At 70.7% G+C, this 15,308-nt stretch carries 13 protein-coding genes; 6 read left to right on the top strand and 7 right to left on the bottom strand.

Features of this window, described 5'->3' with window-relative positions; translation table 11 throughout:
- Positions 1-53 precede the first annotated feature (53 nt).
- The 5 genes from NNW99_RS24275 to NNW99_RS24255 form a co-directional block, all read right to left on the bottom strand.
- Positions 54-446 (bottom strand): hypothetical protein, encoded by a 393-nt coding sequence (locus NNW99_RS24275; protein WP_215121232.1) that lies wholly within the window; start codon positions 444-446, stop codon positions 54-56.
- A gap of 113 nt (positions 447-559) precedes the next feature.
- The gene (locus tag NNW99_RS24270) at positions 560-4,276 is read right to left on the bottom strand and encodes an ABC transporter ATP-binding protein (protein ID WP_215121231.1); all 3,717 of its coding nucleotides are present in this window, start codon (positions 4,274-4,276) and stop codon (positions 560-562) included.
- Between the two features lie 135 nt (positions 4,277-4,411).
- Positions 4,412-5,398, bottom strand: coding sequence for an esterase-like activity of phytase family protein (locus tag NNW99_RS24265; RefSeq protein ID WP_215121230.1), 987 nt, complete (start codon positions 5,396-5,398; stop codon positions 4,412-4,414).
- Positions 5,399-5,451: 53 nt separating this feature from the next.
- Positions 5,452-6,303 (bottom strand): serine hydrolase, encoded by an 852-nt coding sequence (locus NNW99_RS24260; protein WP_215121229.1) that lies wholly within the window; start codon positions 6,301-6,303, stop codon positions 5,452-5,454.
- Between the two features lie 63 nt (positions 6,304-6,366).
- On the bottom strand, positions 6,367-6,657 hold the full coding sequence (locus tag NNW99_RS24255) for a hypothetical protein (protein WP_215124441.1): 291 nt from the start codon (positions 6,655-6,657) through the stop codon (positions 6,367-6,369).
- A gap of 251 nt (positions 6,658-6,908) precedes the next feature.
- Between NNW99_RS24255 and NNW99_RS24250 the strand changes: the two genes are divergently transcribed.
- The 6 genes from NNW99_RS24250 (at position 6,909) to NNW99_RS24225 (ending at position 12,583) form a co-directional block, all read left to right on the top strand.
- Entirely contained in the window at positions 6,909-7,703 is a 795-nt protein-coding gene (locus tag NNW99_RS24250) for a helix-turn-helix transcriptional regulator (RefSeq protein WP_215121228.1), read from the top strand.
- Positions 7,696-7,920, top strand: a complete 225-nt coding sequence (locus NNW99_RS24245; protein ID WP_215121227.1) for a DUF397 domain-containing protein — start codon at positions 7,696-7,698, stop codon at positions 7,918-7,920. Before NNW99_RS24250 ends, NNW99_RS24245 begins: the two co-directional genes overlap by 8 nt.
- A gap of 93 nt (positions 7,921-8,013) precedes the next feature.
- A complete protein-coding gene (locus NNW99_RS24240) occupies positions 8,014-8,622 on the top strand; it encodes a hypothetical protein (protein ID WP_215121226.1) in 609 nt (202 codons plus the stop codon).
- Positions 8,623-8,703: 81 nt separating this feature from the next.
- A complete protein-coding gene (locus NNW99_RS24235; RefSeq protein ID WP_215121225.1) occupies positions 8,704-11,040 on the top strand; it encodes a glycosyltransferase family 39 protein in 2,337 nt (778 codons plus the stop codon).
- Positions 11,041-11,132: 92 nt separating this feature from the next.
- Positions 11,133-11,771 (top strand): hypothetical protein, encoded by a 639-nt coding sequence (locus tag NNW99_RS24230; RefSeq protein ID WP_251057922.1) that lies wholly within the window; start codon positions 11,133-11,135, stop codon positions 11,769-11,771.
- A 194-nt stretch (positions 11,772-11,965) separates the two neighbouring features.
- Positions 11,966-12,583, top strand: a complete 618-nt coding sequence (locus NNW99_RS24225) for a hypothetical protein (protein ID WP_215121224.1) — start codon at positions 11,966-11,968, stop codon at positions 12,581-12,583.
- A gap of 24 nt (positions 12,584-12,607) precedes the next feature.
- Here NNW99_RS24225 and NNW99_RS24220 read toward each other — a convergent pair whose 3' ends face one another.
- Positions 12,608-14,293, bottom strand: coding sequence for a thiamine pyrophosphate-binding protein (locus NNW99_RS24220; RefSeq protein ID WP_215121223.1), 1,686 nt, complete (start codon positions 14,291-14,293; stop codon positions 12,608-12,610).
- Complete coding sequence (speB, locus tag NNW99_RS24215; protein WP_215121222.1) at positions 14,290-15,273, bottom strand: agmatinase; 984 nt, start codon at positions 15,271-15,273, stop codon at positions 14,290-14,292. The genes NNW99_RS24220 and speB overlap by 4 nt, the downstream gene beginning before the upstream one ends.
- Positions 15,274-15,308 lie beyond the last annotated feature (35 nt).

The raw sequence follows: 15,308 nt of genomic DNA, 5'->3' as shown, positions 1-15,308 counted from the left end.
AACTCACCGGAGCACCAGGGGACATAGGGAAAACCCTGTGCGCGGGCGCGGATTCAGCACAGGATCCAGCCGGTGCTGACGGACTTGGGGCCGACCCTGCCCTTGAGCCAGACGCAGCGCCGCCCGGCATGCACGGTCACCGGGCCCGCGAGGTAGGCGTACTTGCCCTCGTCCACGACCGGACGGTTGCCGCGCGCCTGCACGCTCACCGACATCTTCCGCTTCGTTCCGGGCTTCTTGGCCACGGTCACGGCGCAGATGTAGCCGCCGCGCTTGTAGACGTACACGGTGCCGGTGGAGAACGGCAGGGTGCGGACCTTGCGGCCGGGGCAGGGCGCGGAGCCGGCGGCCTGTGCCTCGCCCGGTGCCGCCACGGCGAGCAAGCCGGAGGCGGTCAGCACGGCCAGGCCGAGCGCGAGCCGCCGGCGTATCGCTCCACTGTCCACTGTTGTCCTCCCGTACCGCGTCGTGCGCGACCATCGGCGTACGGCTGTACGGACGCAAGACGTATGTCGGACGGTTGCACGAGCGTTACGAAAACGCCCTCGCCGGGTGCCCTTCAGCGGGACACCCCGACCGGCTCCTCCGGCTCCGCGCCGATGAACGTCCGCCACAGCTCGGCGTACCGGCCGCCCCGGGCGAGCAGCTCGTCGTGGGTGCCGTCCTCGGTGACCGCGCCGTGGTCCATGACGACGACCCGGTCGGCGCGGGCGGCGGTGGTGAGGCGGTGGGCGACGACGAGGGTGGTACGGCGGCCCGCGAGACGGTCGGTGGCCTGGTTGACCTGGGCCTCCGTGGCCAGGTCCAGCGCGGCCGTCGCCTCGTCGAGGAGCAGGACGTCCGGGTCGACCAGCTCGGCACGGGCCAGCGCGATGAGCTGGCGCTGCCCGGCGGACAGGTTGCGGCCGCGCTCGGCGACCTCGTGGAGGTAGCCGCCGTCCAGCGTGGCGATCATGTCGTGCGCGCCGACCGCGCGGGCCGCCGCCTCGACCTCGGCGTCGGTGGCGTCCGGGCGGCCGTAGGCGATGGCGTCGCGGACGGTGCCCTGGAAGAGGTACGCCTCCTGCGGGACGACCCCCAGACGGTGCCGGTACGAGGTGATGTCCAGGGACCGCAGATCGGTGCCGTCTACGGTGACCCGGCCGCCGGTCGGGTCGTAGAAGCGGGCCACGAGCTTGACCAGCGTCGACTTCCCGGCGCCGGTCTCGCCGACGAAGGCGACGGTCTGCCCGGCCGGAATGCGCAGGTCGACGCCGCCGAGCGCCTCTTCGTCGTCGCCGTACGCGAAGTGCACGTCCTCGAAGGCGATCTCGCCGCGCAGGGAGAGGACCTCCAGGGGTTCGTCGGCGGACTTCGTCGACGTCGGCTCCTGGAGCAGCTCCTGGATGCGGCCCAGCGAGACGGTCGCCTGCTGGTAGCCGTCGAAGACCTGGGAGAGCTGCTGCACGGGCGCGAAGAACAGGTCGATGTAGAGCAGGTACGCCACCAGCGAGCCGATCGCCAGCGTGCCGTTGTCGACCCGGGCGCCGCCGACGATCAGCACGGCCGCCGCCGCCACCGACGACAGGAACTGCACGAACGGGAAGTAGATCGAGATCAGCCACTGACCCCGTATGCGCGCCTGGCGGTAGTCGGCGCTGCGCCCGGCGAACCGCCGCCCGCCGTCCCCCTCGCGCCGGAACGCCTGCACGATCCGCAGCCCCGCCACCGACTCCTGAAGGTCGGCGTTGACCACCGACACCCGCTCACGGGCCAGTTCGTACGCCTTCACGCTCGCCCGGCGGAAGAAGAACGTGGCGATGACCAGCAGCGGCAGCGTCGCGAAGACGACCAGTGCGAGCTGTACGTCGATCACCAGCAGGGCGACCATGATGCCGAAGAAGGTGACGATCGAGACGAAGGCCGTGACCAGCCCTGTCTGGAGGAACGTCGACAGCGCGTCGACGTCGGTCGTCATCCGGGTCATGATCCGGCCGGTCAGCTCCCGCTCGTAGTAGTCGAGCCCGAGGCGCTGGAGCTGGGCGAAGATCTTCAGCCGCAGCGAGTACAGGACCCGCTCGCCGGTACGGCCGGTCATCCGGGTCTCGCCGATCTGCGCCGCCCACTGCACCACCACCGTGAGCAGCCCGAGCAGGGCGGCCGCCCAGACGGCGCCGAGGGCGGCCTGGGTGACGCCGGAGTCGATGCCGTGCCGGATCAGCACCGGCAGCAGCAGGCCCATGCCCGCGTCGGTGGCGACCAGGGCGAGGCTGACCAGCAGCGGCAGCCCGAAGCCGCGCAGCAGCCGGCGCAGACCGTAGGACTCCTCCGGCTGCACGGCCCGCGACTCGTCGATGTCGGGGACGTCGGTGGCCGGGGGCAGCGCCTCGACCTGGGCGAGCAGCTCGGGCGTGGCGGGGCTCTCGGCGAGGGCGAGGTCCTTGCGCTCGCGGTCGCCGGTCCACAGCCGTGGCGTGACCCCGCGCTCGGCGTCGAACTCCGCGTCCAGCTCGTCCCGTACGGAGGTGTCCTCCTGGGGACAGACGGGCTGCGTGTGGCCCGGGGAGACCGCGCCCAGCTCGTCGGGGTCGGTGAGCAGCCGCCGGTAGAGGGCGGAGCGGCGCTGGAGCTCGTCGTGGGTGCCGATGTCGGCGAGGCGGCCGCCGTCCAGGACGGCGATGCGGTCGGCGAGGTTCAGGGTGGAGCGGCGGTGCGCGATCAGCAGGGTCGTACGGCCCCGCATGACGCCCTTGAGGGCCTCGTGGATCTCGTGCTCGACGCGGGCGTCCACGGCGGAGGTGGCGTCGTCCAGGACGAGCAGACGCGGGTCGGTGAGGATGGCGCGGGCGAGGGCGACGCGCTGGCGCTGGCCGCCGGAGAGGGTGAGGCCGTGCTCGCCGACGGTGGTGTCGTAGCCGTCGGGCAGCTCGCTGATGAAACGGTCCGCCTGGGCGGCCCGGGCGGCCTTCTCGATCTCCTCCTGGGTGGCGTCCGGGCGGCCGTAGGCGATGTTGCTGCGGACGGTGTCCGAGAAGAGGAACGAGTCCTCCGGGACCAGCCCGATCGCGGACCGCAGCGACTCCAGGGTCAGCTCCCGCACATCGTGGCCGCCGATCAGGACGGCGCCGCGCGTGACGTCGTAGAAGCGCGGCAGGAGCAGGGAGACCGTGGACTTGCCGGAACCCGATGAGCCGACGACCGCGAGAGTCTCCCCGGGGCGGATCTCGAACGACAGCCCGTCGAGGACGGGGCGGTCGGCTTCATAGCCGAAGGAGACGTCGTCGAACTCCACCGTCGCGGGGGCGTCGGCGGGCAGGTCCTTGGAGCCGTCCTGGAGCGAGGGCTCGGTGTCGATCAGCTCCAGGACCCGCTCGGTACCGGCCCGGGCCTGCTGGCCGACGGTGAGAACCACGGCCAGCATGCGCACCGGGCCGACCAGCTGGGCGAGGTAGGTCGAGAAGGCCACGAACGTACCGAGCGTGATGTGCCCGCGCACCGCCAGCCAGCCGCCGAGCGCCAGCATCGCGACCTGGCCGAGCGCCGGGACGGACTGGAGCGCCGGGGTGTAGACCGAGTTCAGGCGGACGGTGCGCAGCCGGCCCGCGAACAGCCTGCGGCCGACCTCCCTCAGCTTCCCGGTCTCCTGCTCCTCCTGCCCGAAGCCCTTCACCACGCGTACACCGCTGACGGCCCCGTCGACCACGCCCGCCACGGCGGCGGCCTGCGCCTGGGCGTACCAGGTGGAGGGGTGCAGCCGGGTGCGGCTGCGCTTCGCGATGTACGCGAGGGCGGGGGCGACGGCCAGGGCGACGAGGGTGAGCGGCCAGGACAGCCAGGCCATGATCACCAGGGAGATCAGGAAGAGCAGGAAGTTCCCGATGGTCATCGGGAGCATGAACAGCAGGCCCTGGATGAGCTGGAGGTCGCTGGTGGCCCGGCCGACGACCTGGCCGGTGGACAGCTCGTCCTGGCGGCGGCCGTCGAGCCGGGTGATCGTCCCGTACATCTCCGTCCGCAGGTCGTGCTGGACGTCCAGGGCGAGGCGGCCGCCGTAGTAGCGGCGGATGTAGGTGAGGACGTAGACGACCAGGGCGGCGGCGATCAGGAGCCCGGCCCAGGTGGTCATGTCCCTGGTGTGGTCGCTGATGACGTCGTCGATGATCACCTTGGTGATCAGGGGGACGAGGGCCATGACGGCCATGCCCGCCAGGGAGGAGCCGAGGGCGAGTACGACGTCCTTCGGGTGGCGCCATGCGTAGGCCCACAGTCGTCGTGCCCATCCCCGTTTCGGTGTCACACCGGTGCCTTCCAGTCGTCCTGAGCTGCCGGAAGACACCAACGTGTTCGGGGGCGGATTTCATCCCGCAGTGGGGAGATCGGTTGTTCTTCGGGTGCGGCTGTGTGGGGGTTGATCGCGCAGTTCCCCGCGCCCCTAAAGGAAAGGCGTTGCCCTTACCCGCAAGTAATAGAAGCGGGTCGTTTGTGTCGGGTTCTGGTTGTCGTCGCTGGCGAGCAGGACCTTCAGGGTGTTCTTCGTACGGCCCGTGATCGTCATGGCCTCGATGTTGTCGAGGAGGGGGTTCGGCTGGGGTTGCTTGGCCGTGGCTCCGAGGGTGGGGCAGGTGGCGAGGTCGGTGAGCAGGGTCTTCCGCATCGCGTGGCGGGGGTCGGCCAGGTAGAGGCGGACCGTGTTGCCGACGCCGGAGGTGAAGCCGCGTTCCAGGACCAGGAGGCGGCCGTCGGGGGTGGCCTGGATCTCGGAGACGCCGAGGGCGGGGTCCGTGCGGTACGCGTACTGGCGCCCGAGCCGGAAGTGGCCCCGGTGGCGGTCCCAGGTCTGGAAGCGGACCGTGTCAGCGCTGTCGCCGGAGAGCGGGTACTCCATCGAGGCCACCAAGGTGCGACCGCCGGGCAGCAGGGTCAGGCCCTCGAACGTGCCGTTGGGCCGGGCACGGCCCGCCGGGGTCACGCGCAGGTCGTCCGGGACCGGGAGACGGTCGAGGATCGTGCCGGTGCGGGAGTAGCGGCGTATGGAGGGCTCGGTCTCCGAGGTGACCAGGCGGGTGCCGTCCCGGTCGACGACCAGGCCCTCGGAGTCGAGAGCCGCCCCGGTCTCGTCGGTGAGCGGGACGACGGAGCGGGGCTTCAGCGTCCGCGCGTCCAGGCGGAACAGCGACGAGCGGTCAGAGAGGGCGGCGAGGGAGCCGTCGCTGTCCACGGCGAGCGCGGAGATGTTGCCGACGAAGGTGTCCTCGTACGTCGTCTTGTCGAGCGCGTCGGAGAAGCGGTCGATGGAGACGGACGGCGAGCAGGCGTGCGAGGGCTGCGAGGTGTGTGCATGGGCGGGGCCGACGGCGGTCAGGCAGGTGGCCGCCGTCAGGCCTGCGGTGAGAAGGGCGAGGCGGGTTCTCAGAGGCATGGGCGTCACCGTAGGACGGGCCGGTGACGCCGGGTAGGCCGCGCGGTGAAGGGTCAGCTCGCGGCCAGGTCCTTGTGGATGACCTTCGCCACGGCCTGGATGGTGGTGATGCCGTAGTTCATGGTGCTGTTGCCGTGGGTGAGCACCGTCATCACATAGTCGTGGCCGCCGCCCTTGAACGCGCCGACGCTGTGCACCCGCCAGCCGTTCGTGGAGCGTTGCAGCCAGCCGTTCTTGACGGCCACGGTGACGCCCGAGGGCACCCCGTACGGCGTTCCCCAGCGCTGGGACGAGACGACCTGGCCCATCAACTTCACGATGTAGGAGCGGGAGTTGTCGCTCAGGACCGCGTTCTTGGCGGTGAGGAGCTTCAGCAGCTTCTGCTCGTCGGTGACGGTGATCTGGGTCAGGCCCCAGTAGCCGTTCGCGCCGGGCTTGGTCTGGGTCATGCCGGCGGCACTGAGGAAGCCCTTGATCTTCGTCATGCCGAGCTGCTTCCACAGCGTGGAGGTCGCCGCGTTGTCCGACTTGGTGATCATCGCCTTGGCGAGGGAGTTCTCGCGGTCGGTGAGATACCGGTTCGACTTCTTCGCGTCCCAGAGCAGGGCGGCCAGAACAGTCACCTTGACGACACTGGCCGAGTCGTAGGCGGAACTCGCGCGCAGCGTGCACGTCGTGTTGGTACTGCGGTCGTAGAGGCCGACGGCCACCGTGCCCTTGCGGCCGGCCAGCGCGGCGGTGATGTCCTTCTTCAGCTTGGCGGCCAGGCCGGCCTTGGCCGAGCTGCAGGTCACGGTCGGCGCGGCAGCGGCGGCGGGCGTGGCGGCGGCGATGAGCGGCACGAGCACACCCGTACCCACGGCCGCCGCCAGCACTCTCCCACGGCGGGATATCCCAGAAGTCATGCACCCTTGACTCGCGGACCAGGGGCAAAGGTTGTAGGCCTTGGGGAAGGCGTGTACGAGTCGTTACCGAGAGGCGATGTGACCGCCGTCGGGTGCGGGAAGTCTGGCGCCCCTGCTCTCCGCGACGCGGTGGACGTCGCGCAGCGCCTCGGTCATCCGGGCCACCAGGAAACGGAGCTGCGCGGTGGTGGCCTTGTGGTCGGCGAGCATGTCGGTGGCGTGGTCCAGGAGTCGGGCGGCCATATCCAGTTGCAGGCACTCGATGTCGTCGGCCACGCGGGAGAGGTATCCGGTCCCGTCGCCGACGAGGTAACAGGGCTTGCCTCCCTGACCGGACCAGGGGAGCAGTCTCATGGTGTCGGCCTGGCCGCCGCGGCCGCCGCCGGTCACGCGGTCCTCTCCATGGGCGACCAGATAGGGGAGACGGGCGATACGGTGACTCATGTCTTCAACTCCGTAGGGTCGTTGATGGCCACGCCCCCGGACCGGTCGCACGGTCGCGGGGGTATCGCTTTGTGTAGCGATCCACTCACAGAGTGAGAGGTGCCGGGCTAGGCTCGCCAGAGGGTGCGGTGTGACCAGGCATTTGTCGCAAGGGAGTGGCCATGACCAGCACGTACGGTGACTGGCTCAAGCAGCAGCGCGAGGCGGCCGGGCTGACGCAGCAGCAATTGGCCGACATGGCGGTCATGACCCGGTCGCACATCTCGCACATCGAGGCGGGACGCCGCATTCCGTCGAAGGAGGACGCACGGCGCCTGGACAGGGCGTTGAACACGGGGAATGTGCTGAGCAGTTTCCTGCCGCAGGATGACCGAGCAGTTGCGGATCACTTCGCTGCAGCGCTGGAGCTCGAACAACAGGCAACAATGATCCGCGAGTTCGCGCTGTCCCATGTGCCCGGCATCCTGCAGACGGAGAGGTACGTACGTGCGGTCCTGAGCACCGCCTTCCCCCCGTGGAGTGAACAGGAGTGTGACAGGCTCGTCGTCACACGGCTTGAGCGATCGAAGATCCTCGCCGACCCCGTGACGCCCGTGGTGTGGGCGCTGCTGGACGAGGCAGTGCTGCGCCGCCCAGTCGGTGGCCAGGAGGTCATGGCGGAACAGCTCGTGCACATCGTCCGCTTGGTCGAGGCCGAGCGCGTGCGCGTACATGTGGTGCCGTTCGGCCTGGGCGCCCATCCGCTGCTGCACAGCATGGTGTCGCTGATGTGGTTCGAGGATCAGCCGCCGGTGGCCTATACAGAGGGCCTCCACATGGGCAAGGTGCACGACTCCCCGGCCCTGGTCCAGCGCATTCAGGGCGCCTACGATCTCGCACTGAGCGATGCACTGCCGTTGAGGGAGTCACTCGCCCTGCTCAAGGCGACAGCGAAGGAATACGGACACCATGACTGAGCGCACGATACCGAACGCCGCCACACTCAGCGGCTGGCGCAAGTCGTCGTACAGCGGGAACGACGGGGGCAGCTGCGTCGAGGTGCTGGACGACTACGAATCAGGCATTCCTGTCCGGGACTCCAAGAACCCGAAGGGCCCGGCGTTGGTCTTTGGCTCTGATGGTTGGTCGTCGTTCATCACCGCCATCAAACACCACCTCTCCCAAAAACCGTGAGCACTCCCCGTCCCCCCGTTCACCCATCGCTCATTCGAGCGCATCATTGGCAACTGCCTCCCGCGTGCTCACACTTTAAGAAGGATGAGTGGCATGAGCCCGGGATTCTCGTACCTGCACGACCCTCACAGCACAGGAAACGTGATCGCCACAGTGCGCACACTCATGCGCACCGACGGCCTGAATGTTTCCCTGGCGGCCATCGCCCGTAGCTGCGGCACGTCACGCAACTTCCTCTACTCCAACTGGAAGTCGGCCACCGCGCTGCACCTGCTCGCGCTCAGGACGGAACTGGCGCACGCCTTCGACACAGCTCGGCGCGCCTGTCCCAGCGACGGCACCGTCACAGGAATCACCCACCATCTGACCGAAGTGGCGCGCACCATCCGTCGCCATCCGACGACGGCCGCCGTCGCCCGCTCCTCCCCAGGTGCGTTCACGACCGCGCACAGCGTGATCGAGGGCCCACTGGTACAGATCGCGACGGAACGGATCAGCGATCTGCTCCACCCGCTCTCCCCGCACGGCGGGGTCTGGGGCGACGCCGCGCTGAACACCAGGCCCTGGAAGATCCTCTGGATCGGCCGCCCCACCGCCCTCTGCCCCGAAGCCGCCGGCAACCAGGCCTGGGAGGACACGCTGGACAGCGTCTTCGCCCAGCTGCTCCAAGACCTGCTCGCCCCTTGGAGCTCATCCCCGTAACGCCCCGGGCGGCGGGCTATCCACAGCCTGCTCCCAGACAGGACACAGTCCGCCCCCATCGGCGGTGTGCATCGTGCAAGGGTGACATCTGCCACCGAACCCCAGATCCGCACCGCCGAGCCCGCCGCACCCCCGCCCGGGGACACCGCCGCCCCGCGCTGGTCGCTGCCCGCGCTGCTCGCGATCCTCGCCCTGGCCGCGGTGCTCTACTCCTGGAACCTGTCCGGCTCCAGCCTCAACAGCTTCTACAGCGCGGCCGTGCTGAGCGGCACGGAGAGCTGGAAGGCGTGGTTCTTCGGCTCGCTGGACGCGGGCAACTTCCTCACCGTCGACAAGCCGCCGTTCGCTCTGATGGTCATGGGTCTGTCGTGCCGGGTGTTCGGTTACGGCACCTGGCAGATGATGCTGCCGATGGTCCTGGTCGCGCTGGCGACGATCTGGATCGTGCACGCCTCGGTGAAGCGGGTGTGGGGCCGCTGCGCGGCGACGGTGGCCGCGCTGGTCCTGGCCCTGACCCCGATCACGGTCGCCATCAACCGTGACAACAACCCCGACACCCTGCTGGTGTTCCTGATGGCCGGCGGAGCGGCGCTCGCCCTGCGGGCCGTCCACAACGGCAAGTTGTCGCCGCTGGTCGGCTCCGCGGTCTGCTTCGGCCTCGCCTTCAACACGAAGATGCTCCAGGGGTACATCGCGCTGCCCGCCGTCTTCGCGGTCTATCTGTACGCGGCGAAGCCGAAGCTCGTGAGGCGCGTCGTCAACCTCCTCGTCGCGGGTGTCGCGCTGGCCGTGTCCAGCTTCTGGTGGGCGGCGGCGGTCTCGCTCGTCCCGGCCGACGACCGCCCCTACATCGGCGGTTCGACGGACGGCACGGCCTGGGACCTGATCATGGGCTACAACGGTCTGGGCCGGATCCTCGGCGGCGAGGGCAACGGCGGAGGCGGCGGTGGCGGAGGCGGCGGCTTCTCGGGTACCGCGGGGCTCGGCCGGCTCTTCAACGACATCCTCGGCGGCCAGATCTCCTGGCTGATCCCCTTCGCGGCCATCGCCTGCGTCGGCGGACTGGTGCTGTGCGGCCGCGCCCCGCGCACCGACCTCACCCGCGCCGCGCTGCTGCTGTGGGGCGGCTGGACGGCCCTGCACTACCTGACCTTCGCCATGGCCGAGGGCACGATGCACCCGTACTACACGACCGCGCTCGCCCCCGGCATCGCGGCGCTGTGCGGAGGCGGCGGTGTGATGCTGCTGCGCGCGTTCCGCGCCGACAAGCGGTGGGCGTGGGTGCTGCCGGCCGGGCTGGGCGTCACGGCCGTCTGGGCTGTCGTACTCCTGCGGCGGGCCTCCGGCTGGAACACCTGGCTGTGGCCGGCGATCGCCGTGGTCATGGCGCTGGCGATCGTGGGACTGCTCGTCTTCCGGTCCGCGTCCGGGACACGGGTACGGCTGCTGGCGGTATCCGTGGTGGCGGCGGTCGTCGCCGCCGTGGCGGGTCCGGCGGCGTACGCCTGGTCGGTGCCGTCCGGTTCGGGCGGCGGCATGGGCGGTACGAACCCGACCGCGGGCCCGTCGACGGGCAGCGGCTTCGGCGGCCCCGGGGGCGGCGGCGGTGGCGGCCGGGGATTCCCGGGCGGTTCCGGTGACGGCATGCCGGGTGGCAACGGCGGTGGCAATGGCGGTGGCCAGCAGGGCGGGAACGCCCAGGCGGGTGGCGGCAACGCGCAGGCCGGTGACGGCAACACCGAGGGCAGGGGCGGCAACACCCAGGCCGGTGGGGGCCTCCCGAGTGGCGAGATGCCGTCCGGCGGGCAGGCCCCCGGCGGCACCGGCGGTGCGGGAGGCACGCCCCCGAACGGCACCGGTGGCGGCAGCGGCAGCGGTACGGCCGAGAGCGGCACCGGCGGCCAACCGGGCGGTACGGGCAGTACCGGCGGTCAGCCCGGCGGCATGGGCGGCGGCCCCGGCGGTGGCATGGGCGGTGGCGGCATGGGCGGCGCGAGCAGCGAGCTCATCTCGTATCTGAAGAAGCACCAGGACGGCGCGAAGTGGCTGCTGGCCGTGTCCAGTTCGCAGGGCGCCGCCCAGCTGATCGTGAGCAGCGGGGAGCCCGTCATCTCCATGTGGGGCTGGTCCGGCTCCGACAAGGCGATGACCCTGGCCAAGCTCAAGGAGCTGGTGAAGAGCGGCGAGCTGCACTACATCCAGCTCGGCGGCGGCATGGGCGGCGGCCCCGGCGGCGGCAGCAGTGTCAGCTCCGAGGTGACGGCGTGGGTGCAGAAGCACGGCACGGCGGTGAAGGAGAGCGCGTACAGCAAGAGCACCAGCTCGGGCTCGAACTCGGGCTCCAGCTCCTCGTCGCAGTCGAACCAGTCGTCGAACCAGTCGTCGATCTACCGTCTGGACCCGTCCGACGTCGGCTGATTCCCACGCGCGCACGGACGAACGGCCCCCGACCCCTCGGTCAGGGGCCGTTCCCCTGTCCCCGATCATGGACACCGAGTTCCGGCGAACAGGTGAAGGGAAACGCAGGCGTGGGCTACTGCCTGGAGATGAGCACCGGCGACATGCGGACGGTGGTGCGGCTGCTCACCGCGGTGGAGCGGACCGAGCGGCAGGAGCGCACGCTCGCCCGGGTGCGTACGGAGTGCGAGCGGACCGACGTCCGGTTCCGGGAGCAGGGCATCGACCTCGACGTCTCCATCGCCCAGGCCCTGGAGGAGCTGATCGAGGGCACCCCGAGCACCGACCTCTGCCCGTCGTACAGCTACGCCTTCTACCAGGCCGTCGCGGCGCACTTCTCCGACCCGACCGACCTCGGGCAGTGGCGGCGGCCTACGTGGTTCTACGCCATGGACGACGAACTGGCCCGGCACGGCGTGCCGTCCGACCTGCTCCCCGGCTCGTTCCTGTTCGGCGGCCCGCCGCTGCGCCTCCCCCACCCCGGGGACGCGGTGCCGGCCATCGGGACCCTGCCGGCCCAGCGGGCCGGGGCCCTCACCGACGCCTACGGGTCCGTGCTGGACCGTCTCGATCCCGAGTACCGCGACGCGGCCCGCCGGTTCGCCGAGGTCATGCGGTTCGAGGCGGAGGAGTGGGAGAGTGCGCGGAAGCTCGGGACGAACCAGGACACGATCCTCTTCTGGTTCCACTGACCACTGCGGGAACTCTTGACGCCGTCTTTCCCATCGGGATACTTGCGGTCGACAGCGGGCCCAACTGCCGTGTCAGCGAGCTGAGTTCGCCTCTTCCGATCTGATACCGCCAGCGGTCCCGCACGTCCGAGATCCCGAACGCCGTACGAGGTTTCGCCCTACGCGTCACGGCCACCCCCACAGGAGGATCCCCCATGAGCCCACGCAAGGCAGTCGTCGCCGCCTTGGCCGCCGCGCTGCTCGTCGGCCCCGGCGTCGCCGCCCAGGCCGCCACCCCGCAGACGCAGACCACCGCGGCCCCCGCCCCGGCCCGCGACCGCGCCGCGGCGGCCACCATCACCTGGTCCCTGGTCCGCGCGAGCAACCCCACGGAGGACCAGCGCTCGGCCTACGACCTGATCACCAGGGCCATGAACGCCGCCGTGGCCCGCTACAACAACCTCAGCGACCTGGGCAAGACCCTCACCGTCCGCTACGAGCCGGGCGTCCCCACCGCCGACGGCAACATCAACGGGACGATCCGCTTCGGCAGCAACCGCAGCTACATGAACGAGCGGACGGCCCTGCACGAGATCTCCCACACCATCGGCGTGGGCACCAGCTCGGGCTGGTCCCGCCTCGGCGGCAGCGGCACCTGGACCGGCGGACAGGCCACCGCCCTCGTCAGGCAGTACGACGGCTCCGCCGCGAAGATCTCCACCGGCGGCGGGCACTTCTGGCCCTACGGCCTGAACTACGACAACGAGTGGTCGGCCACGGCGGCCGACCGGCACGTCCACATCGTCGCCGCGATGGTCCGCGACGGCCTGTAGGCCCGGTGTGTTCGCAGCCGGCGCTCAGTCCAGATGCGTCGGCGCGAACATCCGCAGCACGGCCGGGAGCAGGACCACCGAGGGACCGGGCGCGGCGAGTGCCTTGGCGAGGTCCTGCTCCAGGGTCTGAGGGGTCGTACGGACCCCGGGGACGCCGAAGGACTCCGCCAGGGCCACATAGTCCGGCCGGGTGAGTTCCGTGGCGGTCGCCTCGCCGAACGCGTCGCTCATGTACTCGCGCAGGATGCCGTAGCCACCGTCGTCGACGATCAGCCAGGTGACGTTGAGGTCGTACTGGCGGGCCGTCGCGAGCTCGGCGATCGAGTACAGGGCGCCGCCGTCGCCGGAGACCGCGAGGACCGGCCGGGTCGGGTCGGCGGCCGCGGCGCCGAGTGCCGCGGGGAAGCCGTAGCCGAGGCCGCCCGCGCCCTGGGCGGAGTGCATGTGGTTGGGGCCCTTGGCGTCGAAGGCCGACCAGGCCCAGTACGCGAGGATCGTCATGTCCCAGAAGGACGGGGAGTCGGCGGGCAGCGCCCTGCGGACGGAGGCCAGTACGTCCTGCTCCAGGGTCAGCTCCTGGGAGGCGATGCGCTCGGTGACCTTTCCGAGCACCTCGCGTACGCGCTCCGGGGCGTCCGGGTCCGGGCGTTCGGACACCGTCTCCAGCAGTGCCTGCAGCGCGAGGCGGGCGTCCGCGTGGATGCCCAGGGCCGGGTGGTTGGACTCCAGTTTGCCGAGGTCCGCCTCGATCTGGATCACTCGGCCGCGCGGCTTGAACGTGTGGTAGTTCGAGGAGAGTTCCCCGAGTCCCGAGCCGACCACGAGGAGGACGTCCGCGTCCTCCAGGAAGTCGGTGGTGTGCCGGTCCTCGATCCAGGACTGGAGGGACAGCGGGTGCTTCCAGGGGAAGGCGCCCTTGCCGCCGGGGGTGGTGACGACCGGTGCCTGGAGGAGTTCGGCGAGCTGTTTCAGCTTGCCGGAGGCGTCCGCCCGTACGACTCCCCCGCCCGCGATGATCGCCGGGCGTTCGGCCCGGGACAGCAGGTGGGCGGCTACGGCGGTCAGTTCGGGGCGCGGCGGCAGTTCCTCGGGGAAGGCGTCGCCGCCGGTCACGACCGGGATCGCGGTCTCTGCGAGCAGCACGTCCTGCGGGATCTCCACCCACACCGGGCCGTGCGGGGCGGTCAGGGCCGACTTCCAGGCCGCTTCGATGGCGGACGGGATCTGCGACTGGGTGCGGACGGTGTGGACCGACTTGACGACGCCCCGGAACGAGGCGGCCTGGTCGGGCAGTTCGTGCAGATAGCCGTGCCGGCCGCCGCCGAGGCCGGCGCTGGGGATCTGGCTGCCGATCGCCAGTACGGGCGCGGAGGCGGCCGCCGCCTCCTGGAGCGCGGCGAGGGAGGTGAGGGCTCCCGGCCCGGTCGACAGCAGCAGGGGCGCGGCCTCGCCGGTGATCCGGCCGTAGGCGTCGGCGGCGAATCCGGCGTTGTTCTCCACTCGCAGGCCGATGTACCTGAGGTCCGAGCGGCGCAGGGCGTCGAACATGCCGAGCGCGTGCTGGCCGGGCAGACCGAAGACGGTCGTCGCGCCCAGCCCGGCCAGCGTCTCCACGACCAGGTCCCCGCCGTTGCGGCCGGGTGGAGGGTTGAGGGCGGCCTCCGTCTGTGCGGGCGTCGGGCGGAGTACCAGGTCGTGGTCGTGAGTCACTTGGCTTCCGAGTCCTTCCGGGCCGCGGCGATCTGGCGGGACATGATCGTGGTCAGTTCGTACGCCGTGTGGGAGGCGGCCACCGACGTGATCTCGGCGTGATCGTACGCGGGGGCCACCTCCACGACGTCGGCGGAGACCAGGTTGCAGGACGACAGCCCGCGCAGGATCTCCAGCAGTTCGCGCGAGGTCATGCCGCCGGCCTCGGGCGTGCCCGTGCCGGGCGCGTGGGCCGGGTCGAGGCAGTCGATGTCGATGGAGATGTACAGCGGCCGGTCGCCGATGCGCTGGCGGAGCTGGTCGGCGACCTCGTCGGCGCCGCGGCGGTAGACGTCCGCGGAGGTGACGATGCCGAAGCCCATCTTCTCGTCGTCGGTGAGGTCCTGCTTGCCGTAGAGCGGGCCGCGGGTGCCGACGTGGGAGAGGGCGGAGGTGTCGAGGATGCCTTCCTCGACGGCGCGCCGGAAGGGGGTGCCGTGCGTGTACTCGGCGCCGAAGTAGGTGTCCCAGGTGTCGAGGTGGGCGTCGAAGTGGAGCAGGGCGACCGGGCCGTGCTTCTTCGCGACCGAGCGCAGCAGGGGCAGCGCGATGGTGTGGTCGCCGCCGAGGGTCATCATGCGGGCGCCGGTGCCGAGCAGGTCGTCGGCGGCGGCTTCGACGGTCTCGACGGCCTCGTTGATGTTGAACGGGTTGACGGCGATGTCGCCGCCGTCCGCGACCTGCGCGAGGGCGAACGGGGAGGCGTCCTGCGCGGGGTTGTAGGGGCGCAGCAGCCGGGACGCCTCGCGGATCGCGTTGCCGCCGAAGCGGGCGCCCGGCCGGTACGAGACACCCGAGTCGAACGGCACGCCGACCACGGCGACATCGGCTCGTCCGCCGACCTCGTCGAGCCGGGGCAGCCGGGCGAAGGTCGCGGGGCCCGCGTAGCGCGGGACGCGGGAGGAGTCGACGGGCCCGCGGGGAGTCTCGTTGCTGCTCATGAAGAAATGCTCTCTTTCCTACGCTTCATCGCGTA

Origin of the sequence: Streptomyces sp. CRCS-T-1 (genome assembly GCF_024442335.1) — a bacterium.
Lineage (GTDB): Bacteria > Actinomycetota > Actinomycetes > Streptomycetales > Streptomycetaceae > Streptomyces > Streptomyces koelreuteriae.
This window is presented reverse-complemented; position numbering and strand designations above follow the sequence as displayed.